General features: G+C 65.7%; 14 protein-coding genes. 3 read left to right on the top strand and 11 right to left on the bottom strand.

Annotation, left to right across the window (positions count from 1 at the left end; genetic code table 11):
• Position 1: 1 nt before the first annotated feature.
• The 7 genes from AC24YW_RS24530 to AC24YW_RS24560 are packed head-to-tail and all read right to left on the bottom strand — an operon-like array spanning position 2 to position 5,837.
• Complete coding sequence (locus tag AC24YW_RS24530; RefSeq protein WP_487485123.1) at positions 2 to 916, bottom strand: type II secretion system minor pseudopilin; 915 nt, start codon at positions 914 to 916, stop codon at positions 2 to 4.
• The gene (locus AC24YW_RS24535; protein WP_487485124.1) at positions 913 to 1,617 is read right to left on the bottom strand and encodes a hypothetical protein; all 705 of its coding nucleotides are present in this window, start codon (positions 1,615 to 1,617) and stop codon (positions 913 to 915) included. The genes AC24YW_RS24530 and AC24YW_RS24535 overlap by 4 nt, the downstream gene beginning before the upstream one ends.
• 11 nt (positions 1,618 to 1,628) lie before the next feature.
• On the bottom strand, positions 1,629 to 2,021 hold the full coding sequence (locus AC24YW_RS24540) for a PulJ/GspJ family protein (RefSeq protein ID WP_487485125.1): 393 nt from the start codon (positions 2,019 to 2,021) through the stop codon (positions 1,629 to 1,631).
• The gene (locus AC24YW_RS24545) at positions 2,002 to 2,493 is read right to left on the bottom strand and encodes a prepilin-type N-terminal cleavage/methylation domain-containing protein (protein WP_487485126.1); all 492 of its coding nucleotides are present in this window, start codon (positions 2,491 to 2,493) and stop codon (positions 2,002 to 2,004) included. The genes AC24YW_RS24540 and AC24YW_RS24545 overlap by 20 nt, the downstream gene beginning before the upstream one ends.
• Complete coding sequence (gene gspG / locus AC24YW_RS24550) at positions 2,456 to 2,911, bottom strand: type II secretion system major pseudopilin GspG (RefSeq protein ID WP_487485127.1); 456 nt, start codon at positions 2,909 to 2,911, stop codon at positions 2,456 to 2,458. Before gspG ends, AC24YW_RS24545 begins: the two co-directional genes overlap by 38 nt.
• Before the next feature lie 22 nt (positions 2,912 to 2,933).
• Entirely contained in the window at positions 2,934 to 4,145 is a 1,212-nt protein-coding gene (locus AC24YW_RS24555) for a type II secretion system F family protein (RefSeq protein WP_487485128.1), read from the bottom strand.
• 3 nt (positions 4,146 to 4,148) lie between these two features.
• The gene (locus tag AC24YW_RS24560) at positions 4,149 to 5,837 is read right to left on the bottom strand and encodes a GspE/PulE family protein (RefSeq protein WP_487485129.1); all 1,689 of its coding nucleotides are present in this window, start codon (positions 5,835 to 5,837) and stop codon (positions 4,149 to 4,151) included.
• Between the two features lie 138 nt (positions 5,838 to 5,975).
• Between AC24YW_RS24560 and gspD the strand changes: the two genes are divergently transcribed.
• Positions 5,976 to 8,360 carry a type II secretion system secretin GspD gene (gspD, locus tag AC24YW_RS24565; RefSeq protein ID WP_487485130.1) on the top strand — a complete coding sequence of 795 codons (2,385 nt, stop codon included), beginning with the start codon at positions 5,976 to 5,978 and terminating at the stop codon, positions 8,358 to 8,360.
• A gap of 3 nt (positions 8,361 to 8,363) precedes the next feature.
• Positions 8,364 to 8,957 carry a prepilin peptidase gene (locus AC24YW_RS24570; RefSeq protein WP_487485131.1) on the top strand — a complete coding sequence of 198 codons (594 nt, stop codon included), beginning with the start codon at positions 8,364 to 8,366 and terminating at the stop codon, positions 8,955 to 8,957.
• A gap of 201 nt (positions 8,958 to 9,158) precedes the next feature.
• Here AC24YW_RS24570 and AC24YW_RS24575 read toward each other — a convergent pair whose 3' ends face one another.
• The 4 genes from AC24YW_RS24575 to AC24YW_RS24590 form a co-directional block, all read right to left on the bottom strand.
• Entirely contained in the window at positions 9,159 to 9,713 is a 555-nt protein-coding gene (locus AC24YW_RS24575) for a tetratricopeptide repeat protein (RefSeq protein WP_487485132.1), read from the bottom strand.
• 124 nt (positions 9,714 to 9,837) lie between these two features.
• The gene (locus tag AC24YW_RS24580; RefSeq protein WP_487485133.1) at positions 9,838 to 10,668 is read right to left on the bottom strand and encodes a right-handed parallel beta-helix repeat-containing protein; all 831 of its coding nucleotides are present in this window, start codon (positions 10,666 to 10,668) and stop codon (positions 9,838 to 9,840) included.
• 85 nt (positions 10,669 to 10,753) lie between these two features.
• Entirely contained in the window at positions 10,754 to 11,782 is a 1,029-nt protein-coding gene (locus AC24YW_RS24585) for a right-handed parallel beta-helix repeat-containing protein (protein WP_487485134.1), read from the bottom strand.
• A gap of 262 nt (positions 11,783 to 12,044) precedes the next feature.
• Positions 12,045 to 15,017: a M10 family metallopeptidase C-terminal domain-containing protein gene (locus AC24YW_RS24590; protein ID WP_487485135.1), complete on the bottom strand. Its 2,973-nt coding sequence runs from the start codon at positions 15,015 to 15,017 to the stop codon at positions 12,045 to 12,047.
• Positions 15,018 to 15,303: 286 nt separating this feature from the next.
• Between AC24YW_RS24590 and AC24YW_RS24595 the strand changes: the two genes are divergently transcribed.
• Positions 15,304 to 15,516 (top strand): hypothetical protein, encoded by a 213-nt coding sequence (locus AC24YW_RS24595; RefSeq protein ID WP_487485136.1) that lies wholly within the window; start codon positions 15,304 to 15,306, stop codon positions 15,514 to 15,516.
• The last annotated feature ends 64 nt before the right edge of the window (positions 15,517 to 15,580 follow it).

Raw genomic sequence — 15,580 nt, forward strand, 5'->3', positions numbered from 1 at the left:
CTCACAGAGGCTTTCCGGCGGAGCCGTCGACGGCATTGTGCCACGACAATACACGATACGGCTCATCGCCGCCGTCGAGAAGCAGAATGACGATATCGGCCGAGCTCCGACGCTGCGACGGCAGCTCGACCGTGACCGTCAGGCGGTATGCCCTCGAGCCCTCGGCCGTCGCGTTGGCGCCGCCGGCGAGCCCGACCAGGGTGCGCGGATCGACATTGGGGTCGGCGCGGTCGCGCAGGACCCGTTGCAGCCTCTCGGGTGTCATGTCCGGCAGCGCGGCGACCACCTGCGGCGCGGCATCGAGCACGTTCACGGTCCGCATGTTGCTGAACACGGTGACGAAGGGCAGCACGCGCTCCACGACGGCGCCCGGAATGCCGCGCACCAGCCAGAGCTCCTCGCTGTGCGGAAACGGCGCGTGGCGCGGCAGATAGGGCGCGCCGATCGTGCGGTAGTAGGAATCCTCCGGATGGTCCTGGCCGGGCTCCGCCGACGAGCGCCAGGCGAGAATTCGGTCGGCATAGGCGGGTGCGTCCGCGGCGGAGACGCCGAGCGCGGTCATCAGCCCCGCCAGCAGCGATTTCGGCGCCATGTTGAGATCGACGCGCGCGGCCTCCGAGCGGAACGTCACGCTCACCCGGCCAGCGCCGACGCGGGCATTGAAGGTGCCGCTGGTCGGGCGCACCGCCTCGTCCTGCGCCGTCAGCCGGTAGGCCGCCAGCTCGAGTCCGGCGTTCACCAGCGCGTCGGCCTGCAGCCTGTCGGTATTGACGGCGACCGTGACCGCCGTGTTGGTGACATAGGTCAGGTAGGTCAGCGCGAGCGCCGCCAGCGCCGCCAGCATCCACAGCACCGCGACGACGATGAAGCCGCGGCCGTCACGAAGCCCCGCCTGGTCGCGTCGCGCCGCGTTCACAGCTGCCGCTCCTCTTTCTCCGCCTGTTGCGGCCGGGTCCGCGCCGTCACGCAAGTCGCCGGATTCTTGGCGCGCGCGCATTCGGCCGGCGCCGTGATGTGCGGGACCGCCGCGCCCGAGACCGCGAGCACTTGCCCGCTCGCACTGTCCCGCACCGTGATGCGAATGCGATCCGGCAGTTGGGTCTGGCCACGCCAGGTCGGCTGATACTGACCATCGGGTCCGGCATAGGAAAAGCTGACGCGGAACGGTGCCCTGATCAGCACGACCTGATCGACGAAGCGGATCTGCCCGTCCGTCGGCATCGGTTGGAACGGCGCGCGCTCCCGCACCAGCGCGAGACCCTGCGCGTCGGCCTTTTCGATCAGACGGACGAATTCGAGCCCGGGACGCGCGTTCGGGCCGAGCGCCGTGCGCAGGAAGGTCACCGACAATTCGGCGCCGTCGAACAGCGGCGCCCTGGCGTCGCTGTTGACGGTGATCTGCTCGGCCACCGAGAGGTCGGCGACGATGCGGTCGAGCCCGGTTGCGAGCCGCTCAGCCCGCTGCACGCGGGCGATGCCGCGGTTCCAGTTCGGCAGCCATTGCGCCGTCACCGTCGCGAGCGCCGCCAGGATGACGGTCATCAGCAGCGTCGCCAGAAGCACTTCGAGCAGCGTGAAGCCCGCCTCGTCGGCCAGTGCGCGGCGCAGCCGTTTCATTGCCAGACTCTTCACTGCGAGGTCCTCGGCACCAGCTTCACCGTCGTGACCTGGATCGCAGCGCCGTCGCCGCGCTGCAGGCGCAGGTTGACGGCCAGCGGCACGAAGCGATCGGTGGCGGGGTCGCCGCCGGCCACGCGCATCGGCGCAACATCGATCCGCCACCGGCTGCCGGCCAGCTCGCCGCTCCGTCGGCCGGGCTTCAGCAGAGCGCGCGCCGGCAAATCCGCAAGCAGCCTCTCGGCCGTGCCCGCAAGCGCCAGCTGCTGGTCGATCGAGCGCGTCCCCTTCGCCGTCGCAGCGATGACGGAGCCGATCGTGCCGAGCACGACCGCGATGATCGCGAGCGCAATCAGCGCCTCGATCAGGGTAAAGCCGGCCGCATCAGAGCCTCTGCGTGACAATCTCGACGCCTCCGGTCAGCCAATTGACCCGTACCTCGTATCCCATGCCGGGCCGCGCCAGGGCGATCACGCCGCCGCACGACATGCCCGACGGAAAGAAATCGATGGACCTGCCGGCCGTGCGGTCGGCACAGCGCGCGGCCAGCATCGCCTGCACCACGACGTCGGCCGGCAGGCGGATGGTCCGCCCGGTGACGCCGGAGCGGATCGCGCGCGCCTCCGCATCGACCTGCGTCGCCACCCTGGTTTTCCGGCGCAGCGCCGCGTTGCGGTCGGCCTTGAGCAGCGCCGCGGTCTCGACCGCGTAGCTCTCGAGCCTGGCGCGCGTCGTCGAGCGCGGGATCGCCGGCAGGATGATCGCCGCGAGCAGACCGATGATCGCGAGCACGCACAGGATCTCGATCAGCGCGAAGCCGCGCGCCTCGACGAGGCGGTCAGCGCGCGCCGCTGACAATGTCGGCCGCCGTTCCACTGCCGCCTTCCTGACCGTCCGATCCCAGCGAGATGATCTCGTAAGGCGCGCTCGCGCCCGGCGAGCGATAGACGTAGAGGTGGCCCCAGGGGTCGTTCGGCACCACGCCGCCGCGCAAATAAGGACCGTTCCAGCCCGGCTGGTTGCTGCTGCGGGTCAACGCGGATAGCCCTTCGTTCGATGTCGGGTATCGGCCGAGATCGATGAAGTAGAGATCGAGCGCGCTGGAAAAGCTCTCGATCTGAATCTTCGCCGCCTTCGCCTTGGACTCGCTGAGGTAGTTCAGCACGCGCGGGCCGACCAGCGCCATGATCATGCCGATGATCGTGATGACGACCAGCATCTCCACCAGGGTGAAGCCCGCCTCCCCTGGCCGCGCGCGCCACCTGCCGCGCCTTGCGCATGGATGTTTGGTCACTGCAAGCCTCTCCCGTTCCGTGCTATCCGACAATCTGGCTCACCGACATCAGCGCCGTCATCACCGAGGTGATCAGGCCGCCGACGACCAGCGATATCGCAATGATCGCCGCTGGACCCGCAATGCCGACGGCGCGGTCCAGCGTGCGCTGCAATTTGGCCTCGTAGAATTCGGCGATGCGCCCCGACAGCATCGGCAACTGCCCGGTCTCGTCGCCGAGCCGGAGCATGCGCACGGCCATCGCCGGCAGCGCCTCGGTTTCGGCGAGCGCATCGGACAGCTTCGAGCCGTGGCGGACGCGGTCGGCGGCATCGCTCCAGACTGTGGACGCGCCGGTCGTCGCCATCATGTCGACGAGGATGCGCAGCGTGATGGTGAGATTGACGCCGCTGCCGAGCAGCAGGCCGAGATTGCGGCAGAACAGCGCCGTGCGGTAGGCGCTCATCACATTGCGGATTGCCGGCAGCCGAGTGATCGCATTGGCGATGCTGCGACGAACGCGCTCCTGCCGCAGCGAGAGCCACACTGCTGCGATGATCGTCGCAAGCCCCGCCAGCACCGCATCGGAATTGCCGCGCAGGAACGTCGAGACGTTGAGGAAGGCGCCGACGACCGGATCGATCTTGGCGCCGAAATCCTGCAACACGGAGGCGAACTGCGGCAGCACGAAGGTGAGAAAGAACAGCAACACGCATCCCGCCGCGCCCAGCACGAACAGGGGATAGCGGATCGCGTCCGACAGCCGCTGTCTCAGCGCCTCGCTGCGCGTACGCTCCGCGGCCAGCACCTCCAGCACCTGGTCGAGGGATCCCGAGGCCTCGCCGACCCGCACCAGCGCGACATACATCGGCGGAAACAGCCCTTCGTGCCGCGCCAGCGCTTCGGCAAAGCTCTCGCCCGACACGACGCGCGAGCGGATGTCGGCGACGACCGGACGCAACCGGCCGAAGTCGGGATCGGCCGCAAGCAGCTCCAATCCGTCATTGATGCGGGCGCCGGCGCGCAGCAAGAGCGCAAGGTCGCGGGTGAAGATGGTGACGTCTTCTGGCTTCGGCCGGTTGAAGAGGCTGAACACACGGCCCGCCGAGCCGCCCTCTTCCGGCGTGACGTTGTCGACCAGCACGAGGCCCAGCCGCTCGATCCGCTGTGCGACGTCGCCCGGTCCCGGCGCAGCGATGGCCCCGGAGACCAGTTCGCCGTTGGCGTTGAGCGCGCGGTAGCGGTAATTCGGCATGCGTCAGCGCACCGTCGTGACGCGGAAGACCTCGGGCACGGTGGTGAGTCCGGCCCGGCATTTGGCGACCGCATCCTCCAGCATCGTCGTCATGCCGCCGCGCATGGCGGCGGCGTCGATCGAATGGGAGTCCGTTTGCGGCCCGACCAGCGCGCGCACCTCGTCGGACATTTCGAGGATCTCGAACACGCCGTTGCGGCCGCGATAGCCGGTGCCGCCGCAGCGCTCGCAGCCGCCGGCCTCGTGCACGACTTCGTCGCATCTGAAGCCGATCACCGCAAGGCGCGGGTCCTTGGCGAGATCGGCCTCGGTCAACGCATGCGGCACCTTGCAGCGGTCGCAGAGCACGCGGACCAGGCGCTGCGCCACCACGGCACGCAGCGTCGACTTCAGCAGGAAGCCCTCGATGCCGAGATCGATCAGGCGCGGTACGGCGGCGGCCGCGGTTTCGGTATGCAGCGTCGTCAAGACGAGGTGGCCGGTGAGCGCGGCATGGATCGCGATATGGGCGGTCTCGGCGTCGCGGACCTCGCCGACCATGATGACGTCGGGGTCCTGGCGCACGAAGGCACGCATGGCGGAAGCGAAGGTCAGCCCGATCGACGGCTTGACCTGGGACTGGTTGATGCCGGGGATCTCGTATTCGACGGGATCCTCGATGGTGAGGATCTTTCGCGTCGGCTCGTTCAGGATCGACAACATGGTGGCGAGCGTCGTGGTCTTGCCGCTGCCGGTCGGGCCGGTCACGACGATCATGCCGTGCGGCATTGCCAAGAGGCGCGTCATCACGCTCTCGTCGCGCGCGGCGAGGCCAAGCTTGCTCATCTCCAGAAGGCCGCGGTCGCGCGGCAGCAAGCGGATGACGGCGCTCTCGCCGTGCTGGGTCGGCATGGTCGCGACGCGAACATCGATCTCGCTGCGCCCGACCCGCACGCGCGCCGCACCGTCCTGCGGCAGGCGCCGTTCCGCGATGTTGAGGCTGGCGAGAATCTTGATGCGCGAGATCAGCGCCTGCGGCGGAATGCCGTGAGGCGACGGCAGCGCGCGCAGCAGGCCGTCGACGCGCATGCGCACGGCAAGTCCGGCACGGAACGGCTCGACGTGGATGTCGCTGGCGCGCAGGTCCACGGCGCGCTCCAGGAGATCGTTCAGTGCACGCACCACCGGAGCGCCACTGGCGAGATCGCGCAAGCTCTCGATGTCGTCGTCGGACTGCTGCGCGACGCTCCTGCCGCCCCGATCGGCGTTTGCCTCATCGGCATCGTCGCGCTGATCCAGCACCGTCGTGATATCCTCGTAGGAGGCCACGACGACGTCGACGGAGGCTCCGAACACGATTTCGGCGGCGCGAATGGCCGCCCTGTCGGAGGGATCGGCGACAGCCAGCCGAAGGACGTCGTTCGGCGCACTGAAGGGAAAGATGGTGGACTCGCGCAGGAAGCGGCGCGAGAAGCCGTCGAGGCGGGGCGTCGCCGCAAGCAGTTGCGGAAGGCTCAGCCGCGGCAGACCGAAATGATCGGAGACCTCGTCTGCGAATTCGGCCGCCGATAAGTCTGTGGCCTCCCACAATTCACGCAAGGGCCGCGTGAGCGCGGGATTGCCCGACTTGTCGAGATGGACATGCGCCCGTGGCGGCAATGAATATTTGTCCAGAAGATGCTTTCGGAAGCTATCTGCAGAGCGGTCGCGCATCGCATTCACAGCGTTGACCTTGTTACCCGAATGCAACAACTTCGACGGGACGCAGCAGGCCCTTTGCCCTTGACTTATTGCTTAGCAAAAACATAATCGTGGCGCAAATTATTGCGCGTCCGAACCAAGGGGGATCGGATGCGACGTCCATTCACTTCCAGTGTTAGCAGGCGTATTTTGACCGAGGTGGTTCAACCGCTCTTGCGCCTTCGCTCAGCGTTGCCTGGAACGCTCATCCTGCTGTCGTCGGCGCTGCTGCTTGGCGCCTGCATCGTCACTGCCGACCAGTCGATCGAAGCCGATCCGAAGGATCCGCGCGCGCAGGACATTGCCGACAAGGTCCGCTCCCTCGATCTGCAGCCGCGGCAGCCTGCGGATTCAGGTGCAAGTGGCATTGCCCAGGCGAAATCGTCGAAACCGGCGATCTACCTCAGCGATGGTGCAGCGCCGCAAGGCGGCGGGCTGGCCGAACGCGACGATGGGGGCGGCAGCGGCTACGACCTCAATTTCGAGAATGCACCCGTCGCCACCGTGGCAAAGGTCATCCTTGGTGACGTGCTCAACGTCGGATACACGATCGACCCGCGCGTGCAGGGAACCGTGACGCTGGCCTCGGTGCGCCCCGTGCCCAAGGCGGACGCGATCTACGTGCTGGAGAACGCGCTGCGCATGTCCGGTGTCGCGCTGGTCCGTGACCGCACCGGCTATCGCCTGCTGCCGGCACCGGAAGCCGGCCCCGGCGGCATCGACCGCTCGATGAACGCCGCAGCCGGCCAGGGCATCACGGTGGTGCCCCTGCGCTACGTCTCGGCCCAAAACATCTTCAAGCTGCTCGATGCCTTCGGCGTCAAGGCGCAGACGATGCGTCCCGACACCGCCCGCAACACGCTGATCGTCAGCGGCAGCGGCACCGAGCGGGCGACCGCGGTGGACACCATTCTCTCCTTCGACGCCGATTGGATGCGCGGGCAGTCTGTCGGCGTCTTCCCGGTGCGGAACTCCACGCCGGAGCCGCTCATCGCCGAGATCGAGAAGATCATGGATTCCGGCGAAGGCGGACTGAGCCAGAGCGTGATCAAATTCCAGCCGATCGGCCGTCTCAACTCGATTCTCGTCGTCAGCCAGAAGCCGGAATACCTCAAGCGCGCGCAGACGTGGATCGCGCGGCTCGACCGCTCCGACACCGACGGCGTGAACCTGAAATCCTATCCGCTGCGCTACGGCAATTCGAAAGCGGTGGTAGCGCTGCTGAACGAGATCCTGTTCAGCCAGGGCGCCTCCAGCACGTCCTCGCTCGACAATTCCGCCGGCCAGATCTCACCCGGCTCGGGCATCGCGACGTCCTCATCCGGGACCAATCCGATCGCATCGCTCAGCGCGCTCCCGACCGCTGCCGCGGGTGCCGCGACCCCGGTCACCGGCGCTCCCGGCTCCTCGCTGGCCGCGCGTCCCGCCCCTGCCGCATCGGGCGCGCCCGGGCAGGACAACGGCTCCGGCTCGCTGCTCGGCACCGGCGCAAAGCCCGTCAACAATGCGATCCTGCAGAACGTGCGGATCACGGCCGACGTCAGCAACAACGCGGTGCTGGTCTACGCCAACGCGGAATCGCAGCGCATTGTCGAGCAGACCATCCGGCAGATCGACCGGCCGCAGCGCCAGATCGCGATCGAGGCCACGATCGCCGAGGTCACGCTGAACGACGCGTTGAACTACGGCGTCCAGTTCTTCATCGCCAGCAAGCACGGTTCGGTCTCCAACGTCATCGGCGGCGTCAGCAACAGTGCCGCGGTCGGCAGCAACATCGAGCAGCAGACCAGCGCGGTCAACGCCGCCGCCGGTGCGCTGCTTGGCCGTGCGCTGCCCGGCTTCAACTTTCTGATCGGTGCGGAAAACTCTCCGCGCGTGGTGCTGGACGCGCTCCACAACGTCACCACCGTCAAGGTGCTGTCGAACCCGTCGCTGGTGGTGCTGGACAACCAGCCCGCGACCTTGCAGGTCGGCGACCAGGTGCCGTTCTCGACCGGCACGGCGACCGTGCTGACCGCGAACAACACCGTCGTCAACACCATCGACTACAAGAACACCGGCATCATCCTGCGCGTGCTGCCGCGCGCCAATGCCAACGGCAACGTCGTGCTCGACATCGAGCAGGAGATCTCGAGCGTGGCCGCCGGCAGCACGGGATCGTTGACGCCGACGATCTCGCAGCGCCGGGTCAAGAGCTCGATCGCGGTGACGAGCGGCCAGACCGTGCTGCTCGCCGGCCTGATCAGCGAGACCGAGAACAAGCAGCGTCAGGGCATTCCGATCCTCGATTCCATTCCGGGCGTGGGCGATGCGTTCTCGCACCAGAGCAACACGCGCGCCCGCACCGAGCTGATCCTCTTCATCCGCCCGACCGTCATCAAGGACGGCGTCGATGCGCACGTGATCGCAGAGGAAATGCGCAGCAAGATGAACAGCCGCCTGGTCGGCACCAGCAATCCCGTGGTCACCGTGAGCCCGCCCAAGGCGGCGCGCTGAGGCGTGAGCGACCGGCCGTCGAAAATCGGGACGGGCCCGCCGCTCGTGCTCGGCACGGGCCTGTTGGCCGGCGTGATCACAAGCCTCATCGCTGCTCCGGGCGCCGAAGGCCTGTACGGCGCGTTCCTGGCCGCCCTGATGCTTGCAATCGCGACCAACGATGCTCGCGAGTACCGCATTCCGAACGCGCTGACCGGCGCCGGCTTCGCACTCGCCTTGCTTCGTGCCGGCGCCATGGTGCCCGATGCCGGCGCCGAGGCGCTGCTCTGGCCGCTGGCGCGCGCGGCGGCCGTGGCACTCCCGCTCCTGCTGCTGATGGCGACCTACCGGCGCTGGCGCGGCCGGGACGGCCTCGGGCTCGGCGACGTCAAGCTCGCCGCGGTATGCGGCGCCTGGCTCGATCTTGCGACCGTCGCCGCCGTGATCGAGCTGGCCGCGTTGCTGGCGATCGGTGCCTATGTCGCCAACGCAGCGCGGCAAGGCAGGCCGCTGCGCGCCACGGCGTTCCTGCCTTTCGGACTATTCCTGGCGCCCGCGATCTGGATCGGTTGGCTGGGCGAGACCTGGTACGCGAACTGGCTCGGCGGCTGGCGGTAGCGGCCCTGCATTAAGATTTTCGATAACAACCCCATGCACAGTAGGCGAGGCCAGTTTTATCAATGACTTACCGGAGCGCGGCAAGCGCCTACGGATTTTACGAAGCGATTTGACACGTCGGGCAAATCACCCGCAGGATGTCATAGTGGCGATGCCGCCCGCTCCGGGCACCGCTTGCCGGCGGACGGCCAAGGCAGTCGGTCACTGCTCGCGGCTCGGCGCCCATTCCAGCGCCCGCAGGCGGGCCTGCGCGATCTCTCCCCGCGTCATCTTGGTGGTCACGGCATCCCGGATCCGCGCCCGCGCCTCGCGCACCTGCGGCGGCGCTGCGGCGGTGGCGAGGTTGAGCCATTTGGAGGCCTCGACGATATCCTGCGGCACGCCGAGGCCGCGGTCATAGAGCAGGCCGAGGGAATATTGAGCACGGCTGTCGCCCTGCTCCGCCGCGCGCCGGTACCACATCGCCGCTTCCGTATAGTTCTGCGGCACACCGCGGCCGGTCTCGAACAGCATCCCGAGATGGGATTGCGCAGCCGCATTGCCGCGCTCGGCGAGCGGAATGAAGATGCGTGACGCCGTCACATAGTCCTGACGATGAAAGGCGGAAACGCCCTGACGGAACGATTGGGCGTGGGCGGGCATCGCGGAGACGAGCGCGAGCAGCACGGCGGCACAGCCCCACCCAAGTCGCGAGAAGCCGCGCACCTGCGGCACCGTGCGGCCAAAGCCTGGATTCCGGCTGTCGAGGATCTCCATGCGACCGTCTCTCCCCACGTAGGCGGCCAGACTAGTCCGCAGGCATCCCGAAATCCATAGTGCCGCCGGGCACGACAAAGCCCCGGGCGCGCGCCCGGAGCTCGTCGATCGATCTGGCGCAGACCTAGTGGTAGCCGCCCGCGGTCGCCGGCGTCGTATCCGGATTGTTGCCGTTGATCTGGTTGTCCAGATAGGACAGCACGTTACCCGTCGTCGCCGCACCGAGATTGTTGACGATCATCGAGCGGCCGATCCGAACGCCGCCAGGGCCGCTAAGCGCGACGCCCGTGCTCAGATTCTCCGAGATATTGCTGTTGTTGACCTGAACGTTGGACGATCCCTGCACGCTCAAGCCGACGAAGTTCTTGTGGATCGCCGTATTGACGATCGAAGACCTGGAACTGCCGCCGTTGGTGTTGATGCTGACCCCGGCGCCGGCGGCCGCGGTGCCGTTATGCGAGATCACGCTGTCGCGGATGATGAGCATGGAGTTGAAGTTCGTCGGGTTGACGAAGACGCCGGCGCCGTTTGCGCCGTTGAAGTTCCTGATGAAGCAGTGCTCGATGAGCACCGAGGCCGCCTGGAGGATGTTGACGCCCCTGAGCCCGGTGCCGGCGCCCTCGATGTCGAGGCCGCGCAGCACGACATGATCGGTCGCCGCGGCGTTGATGGTGATGGCGTTGGTCCCCGACACGAGGACGCCGCCGATGACGCCTTCACAATAGATCGTGATGGCCTTGGTGATCGTCACCCCGCCGAAGCCGCCGGAGTCGAGGCAGTTGATCTCGCCGCCGGCCGCGGTCTTCGAGATTGCGCCGGCGAAGGTCTTGCACGGAGCGGTGCGGCTACACGGATTGACGTCATCGCCGACACCCGACACCCACGTTCTGGTCGCCTGAGCGTGAGCCGGCTTCGATACTGCAAACGGGATGAGGAATCCCAAGACAAGGGTCAAAAGAGCAATCCTGCGCATTTCAAACCTCCAAATGAACCGAAAATCTAACGCTGTTGCCATGCTAGGTGCTTCTGGAAGCAAGCGACTAGTGATACCCTCCAGCTGTTGCCGGCGTGGTGTCGGGGTTGTTGCCATTGATCTGGTTGTCCAGGTACGACAGCACGTTACCACTCGTTGCTGCGCCGAGATTGTTGACGATCATCGATCGCCCCACACGCACGCCGGCGCCGCCGCTGAGGGCGAGACCCGTGCTCAGGTTCTCCGAGATATTGCTGTCGTTGATCTGAACATTGGCCGATCCCTGCACGCTGACGCCGACGAAGTTCTTGTGAACCGCCGTGTTGTTGATCAGGGATCGCGAACTGCCGCCGTTCGTGTTGATGCTGATTCCGGCGCCAGCAGCCGCGGTACCGTTATGCGAGATCACGCTGTCGCGGATCATGAGCATGGAGTTGAAGTTCGAGGGGTTGACGAAAACGCCGGTGCCGTTCGCGGCGTTGAAATTCCTGATGGAGCAATGCTCGATGACTACTGAAGCGGCCTGGATGATGTTGACACCCCTGATGCCGGTTCCGGCGCCGTCGATGTCCAGGCCGCGCAGCACGATGTGATCGGTCGCGGCGGCGTTGATGATGAAGCCGGTAGTGTTCGAGGCGAGGACACCGCCAACGACGCCTTCACAATAGACCGTGATGGCTTTGGTGATCGTCAGCGTGCCGAAGCCGGCGGAGTCGAGACAATTGATCTCGCCGCCCGCCGCGGTCTTCGAGATCGCGCCGGCAAAGGTCTTGCAAGGGGCGGTGCGGCTGCACGGGTTGACGTCGTCACCCACGCCGGACACCCACGTGCGGGTGGCCTGCGCATGAGCCGGTTGCGATGCGATCACCGGCGCGAACAATCCGGCAAGCAGAGCCAAGAGTGCAATTCGACGCATTTTGTCGTCCTCCAAAAAAAAAATGAGCTGAATTCCCAGCCAGTTGCGATGCACAATCGTCGCTGCCGCGGGCCACGCGTTGCGCTCGCCCGCAGCATCTCTCTCCAGATGTCGTTGAAACTTCCCCCCGCCGCCGTCGGCTCGTACAGAACCTTCACGTTCAAATGATTGAGTACGCAACGCTACTGGGAAACACCGGAATCAGACTTCATCAAATTCGCATCACGCGAGGGTTGCGCGATGGGCCCCGGGCCTTCTAGTGGTCGCGCCCGATCGGCCAAGGTTCAATTTGACCGAATTTTTTATCTCAGGAACTTGTACTAAACGTCGTCGGTGACGCGCTGAACCTAGCCGGTGGCGCGTCGTGCACAACGGCGATACTACACCCAATCTGTGACAGAATTCACCGCGCCGTCCACGTTCGAGACGACAGCCACGCCCCTCAACCGAGCATGAAGCCAGTATCGTGCAGGTGAAGAAAGGCAATCAGGCCGTCGGTCGCCGCAGGGCCGTGCCCCGCCGCCGCAGCGACGACATTCTCTCGTGACAGGATCTGCTGGTCTGCGGGCGCGGGCATGAAATCCGGCGGCTCCGACGGGGCGAGCAGCATGGTTCCGCCTGCAACCTGATCGAACACAAAGCCGTCGTCGGCGATCGCGATTGGCGCTGCGCCCACGGCGCCGTCACCATTGAGATCCTGGTACAGCGTCGGCTCCAGCGCCTTCAGGGATGAATCGCTCCCCAGGATCTCGGAAGCCGAGCCGAGAGTGGTGATGAAGTTGCCGTTGTTGTCCGTGCTCCAGACGGAATAATGGCCGTTCGCCGAATTCTTCCAGACCACGTCATAGCCGCCGCCGGAGACCTGCTCGGCGCCGATCACCGACCAGGTGCTGTAATTGGCCGCGACCACCGCAGCGCCGGAATATTTCAACGTGGGACCGGTCCCGGCCCAGTCGTACAGATAGTAGTTGCCGCCGGACAGAACCGAACGGGTCACTCCGAACGCCTCGATCGTGACGCCGCTGACGGGGAGTACGGGGCGGCCGATCGTGCCGTCGCCGTTGATGTCCTGATGGAGCGTCGGCTCCAGCGTCTGCAGAGCGGTGTCCGTCCCCAGCATCTCGGGAGCCGAGCCGATAGTCGTGACGAAATTGCCGGTGCTGTCCGTGCTCCAGACCGAATAGTGCGCGTTCGCCGAATTCTTCCAGACCACGTCATACCCGCCGCCCGACACTTGCTCGGCGGCGATCACCGACCAGGTGCTGTAATTGGCTGCAATCACCGCAGCACCCGCGTATTTCAAGGCGGGGCCGCTGCCGGTCGAGATGCTGTCCAGGTAATAATTGCCACCCGACAGGACCACGCTGGTCGATCCCTGGGCTTCGATAGTGACGCCGCTGACGACCGGGGCAATCGGGACGCCGATCGTGCCGTCACCGTTGATATCCTGGTGCAGCGCCGGTTCGAGCGCCTTCAGGGTCGCGTCCGTCCCGAGCATCTCGGGGGCCGAGCCCAGGGTCGTGACGAAGTTGCCGGTGCTGTCCGTGCTCCAGACCGAATAATGAGCGTTCGCCGAGTTCTTCCAGACCACGTCGTAGCCGCCGCCAGACACCTGCTCGGCGGCAACCACCGACCAGCTACCGTAGTTGGCCGCGATCACCGCTGCGCCCGCATATTTCAGCGTAGGTCCGCTGCCTGTCGAGATGTCGTTCAGATAGTAGTAGCCGCCGGACCGGACCGCCGCGGTCGATCCGAACGTCTCGATCGTGGCTCCGCCGACGACGGTGATTCCGATCGTGCCGTCGCCATTGAGATCCTGCTGCAGCGTCGGCTCCAGCCCCTTCAGAGCCGCATCCGTCCCCAGCATCTCGGAAGCCGAGCCGAGAGTGGTGATGAAATTGCCGGTGTTGTCGGTGCTCCAGATCGAATAATGGGCATTTGCCGAGTTCTTCCAGACGACGTCGTAACCACCGCCCGACACCTGCTCGGCGCCGATCACCGACCACGTGCTGTAATTGGCCGCGATCACCGCGGCGCCGGCGTATTTCAGCGTCGGTCCGCTGCCTGTCGAGATGTTGTTCAGGTAATAATAGCCGTTCGTCAGAGCTACGCTGGTCGATCCGAACGTCTCGATCGCGCTCGGCACCAGGCTGGAGGCGGTCACCGTGGCGCCACCGAACTGGAAATACTCGACGCCGGTGACCGTATCGGTGCCGTCAGGAGACCCGCTGCGCAGGTCCGCCAGCGTGAAGGTCTGTGTCGTGGCGTTGTATGAAACGGTGTAGTTGGTCTGGCTACCCGAGTACACCGCGTTGTCCGTGCCTGAGCCGCCGTTGATGGTGTCGTTGCCCGCACCGCCGGTGATCGTGTCGTTGCCGCCGCTGCCGTTCAGCGTGTTCGCGATGGCGTTGCCGATGATCGTGTCGTTGCCGGACCCGCCGGTGGCGTTGTCGATGTAGGAGCGCGCGTCGCCGTTATAGAGATAGGCGTTGTAGACGTTGCCCGATGCGTAGTGGCCGTTGCCGAGATAGGCCAGCTGCACGGAGGAGAACACCGACGAGGCACCCGGATTGAGATTGATGCTCAGGTTCGTCGTGTAGTTCGACAGGTCGTAGGTATCGGTGCCGCCGCCGTCCCAGACGGTCTCGTAGATGCGGTTGGCCGAGCCGCCGACGCCTCCTCCCGGTGCGAGCTGGCCGACGCCGTTGACGAACTGCTGCCCCGTGGTCGGATTCCAGGTGTAGACGGTGCTGCTGCTCTGCGTCGTGTAATCCGCGCCGCCATACATCGTCTGGAGCGCGAGGATATCGTTCGCCATGTAGGTCTGCGAATATCCGTAGGCTTCGTTGGTGTAGCCGCCCGTGGTCGAAGCGCCCACATAGCTGCGATAGCTCATGACGGTGTATTCGCTGCTGTCATGCGCGCTCGGCACTGCGACGTTGCCGGGGCCGCCAGCCTCCTGGCTGTGCTTGAGGCCGAGCGCGTGACCAAGCTCGTGCAGCGCAGTGGTGAAGTAATAATTGCCGAGCTTGGCCAGCGAGAAATTGTATTGCGTCCCAAACCAGATGTCGCCGGCGGGCGCATAATTGCCGGGATAGTAGGCGTAGGCGGTCGGATTGGCCGCAGGCGACTGCGCGATCATGATGTCGGCGCCGTTGGTGCCCGCATATTGGATGTTGGCGTTGGTATAGCCGAGGATCAATCCGACCGCGTAGTCGATCGCCGCCTGGATCTGCGTGGGCGCCGAGGCAAAGCCCGAGGTGGTCGGCTCGCCGCTGCCGCCGGAATAAGGATTCGAATAGTCGCTCGGTGCGTCAGGAAAGCTGTAGGTGATCGTGCCCGACCATTTGACGCCCGACAGCAGGCCGTCGATCTCGGCGTTGTTGGTGGCACTGACATAAACGGCTGTGGCCAATGGACTCTCCAAGCAACGCGTCGTGTGATTCGCCGCGGGGACACATGATTCTAGCTAGAGAGTTAAACGTTTGGTTTAAATGGGGCAGCGGCGTTTGCGCTGCTTCCATAAGGCTGTGTTAGCCGTTAAATCCCGTAGTCATACGGAACGGCAGCTTAGAGTTTCGTTCAGGGACGCCCGTGATTTGCAGGGTTTCATGAAACGACGCACACTCCCGGCCAGCCTGTTTGGCGCCTTGATTGCGCTTGCTGGACTGTCCCATCAACGTCTCGGAGGACTGCCTGTCATGGTGGACAAGGCCAAGGCAGACGACAGCAGCAAGGCAGGGCGCGCGCCCTCCATGCCGATGGCGCGAGCTCCCGCCGCTGCGGTGGCAGAGGAATATGAAGCTGCCCGCCGGAAGGGAACGCGGGAGGCCCTTGAACTCTTCATTGCGCGCCATGGCGATGATCCCCTCGCCGCGCAGGCGCGAGCCGAATTGAAGCGCGTGTCGCGCTGACCTCGCAGACAGCGCCTCAGGCAAGGCATTTCAGCAGGCGGCATCGGCGCCGGCCCGGCTTGTC

The organism is Bradyrhizobium sp. USDA3516 (assembly GCF_057651995.1).

Bases quoted from the DNA above. Each gene is read 5' to 3' on its own strand.
- AC24YW_RS24535 (WP_487485124.1), bottom strand. From the start codon at position 1,617: ATGAAACGGCTGCGCCGCGCACTGGCCGACGAGGCGGGCTTCACGCTG.
- AC24YW_RS24555 (WP_487485128.1), bottom strand. From the start codon at position 4,145: ATGCCGAATTACCGCTACCGCGCGCTCAACGCCAACGGCGAACTGGTC.
- AC24YW_RS24560 (WP_487485129.1), bottom strand. From the start codon at position 5,837: ATGCGCGACCGCTCTGCAGATAGCTTCCGAAAGCATCTTCTGGACAAA.
- gspD (WP_487485130.1), top strand. From the start codon at position 5,976: ATGCGACGTCCATTCACTTCCAGTGTTAGCAGGCGTATTTTGACCGAG.
- AC24YW_RS24575 (WP_487485132.1), bottom strand. From the start codon at position 9,713: ATGGAGATCCTCGACAGCCGGAATCCAGGCTTTGGCCGCACGGTGCCG.
- AC24YW_RS24595 (WP_487485136.1), top strand. From the start codon at position 15,304: ATGGTGGACAAGGCCAAGGCAGACGACAGCAGCAAGGCAGGGCGCGCG.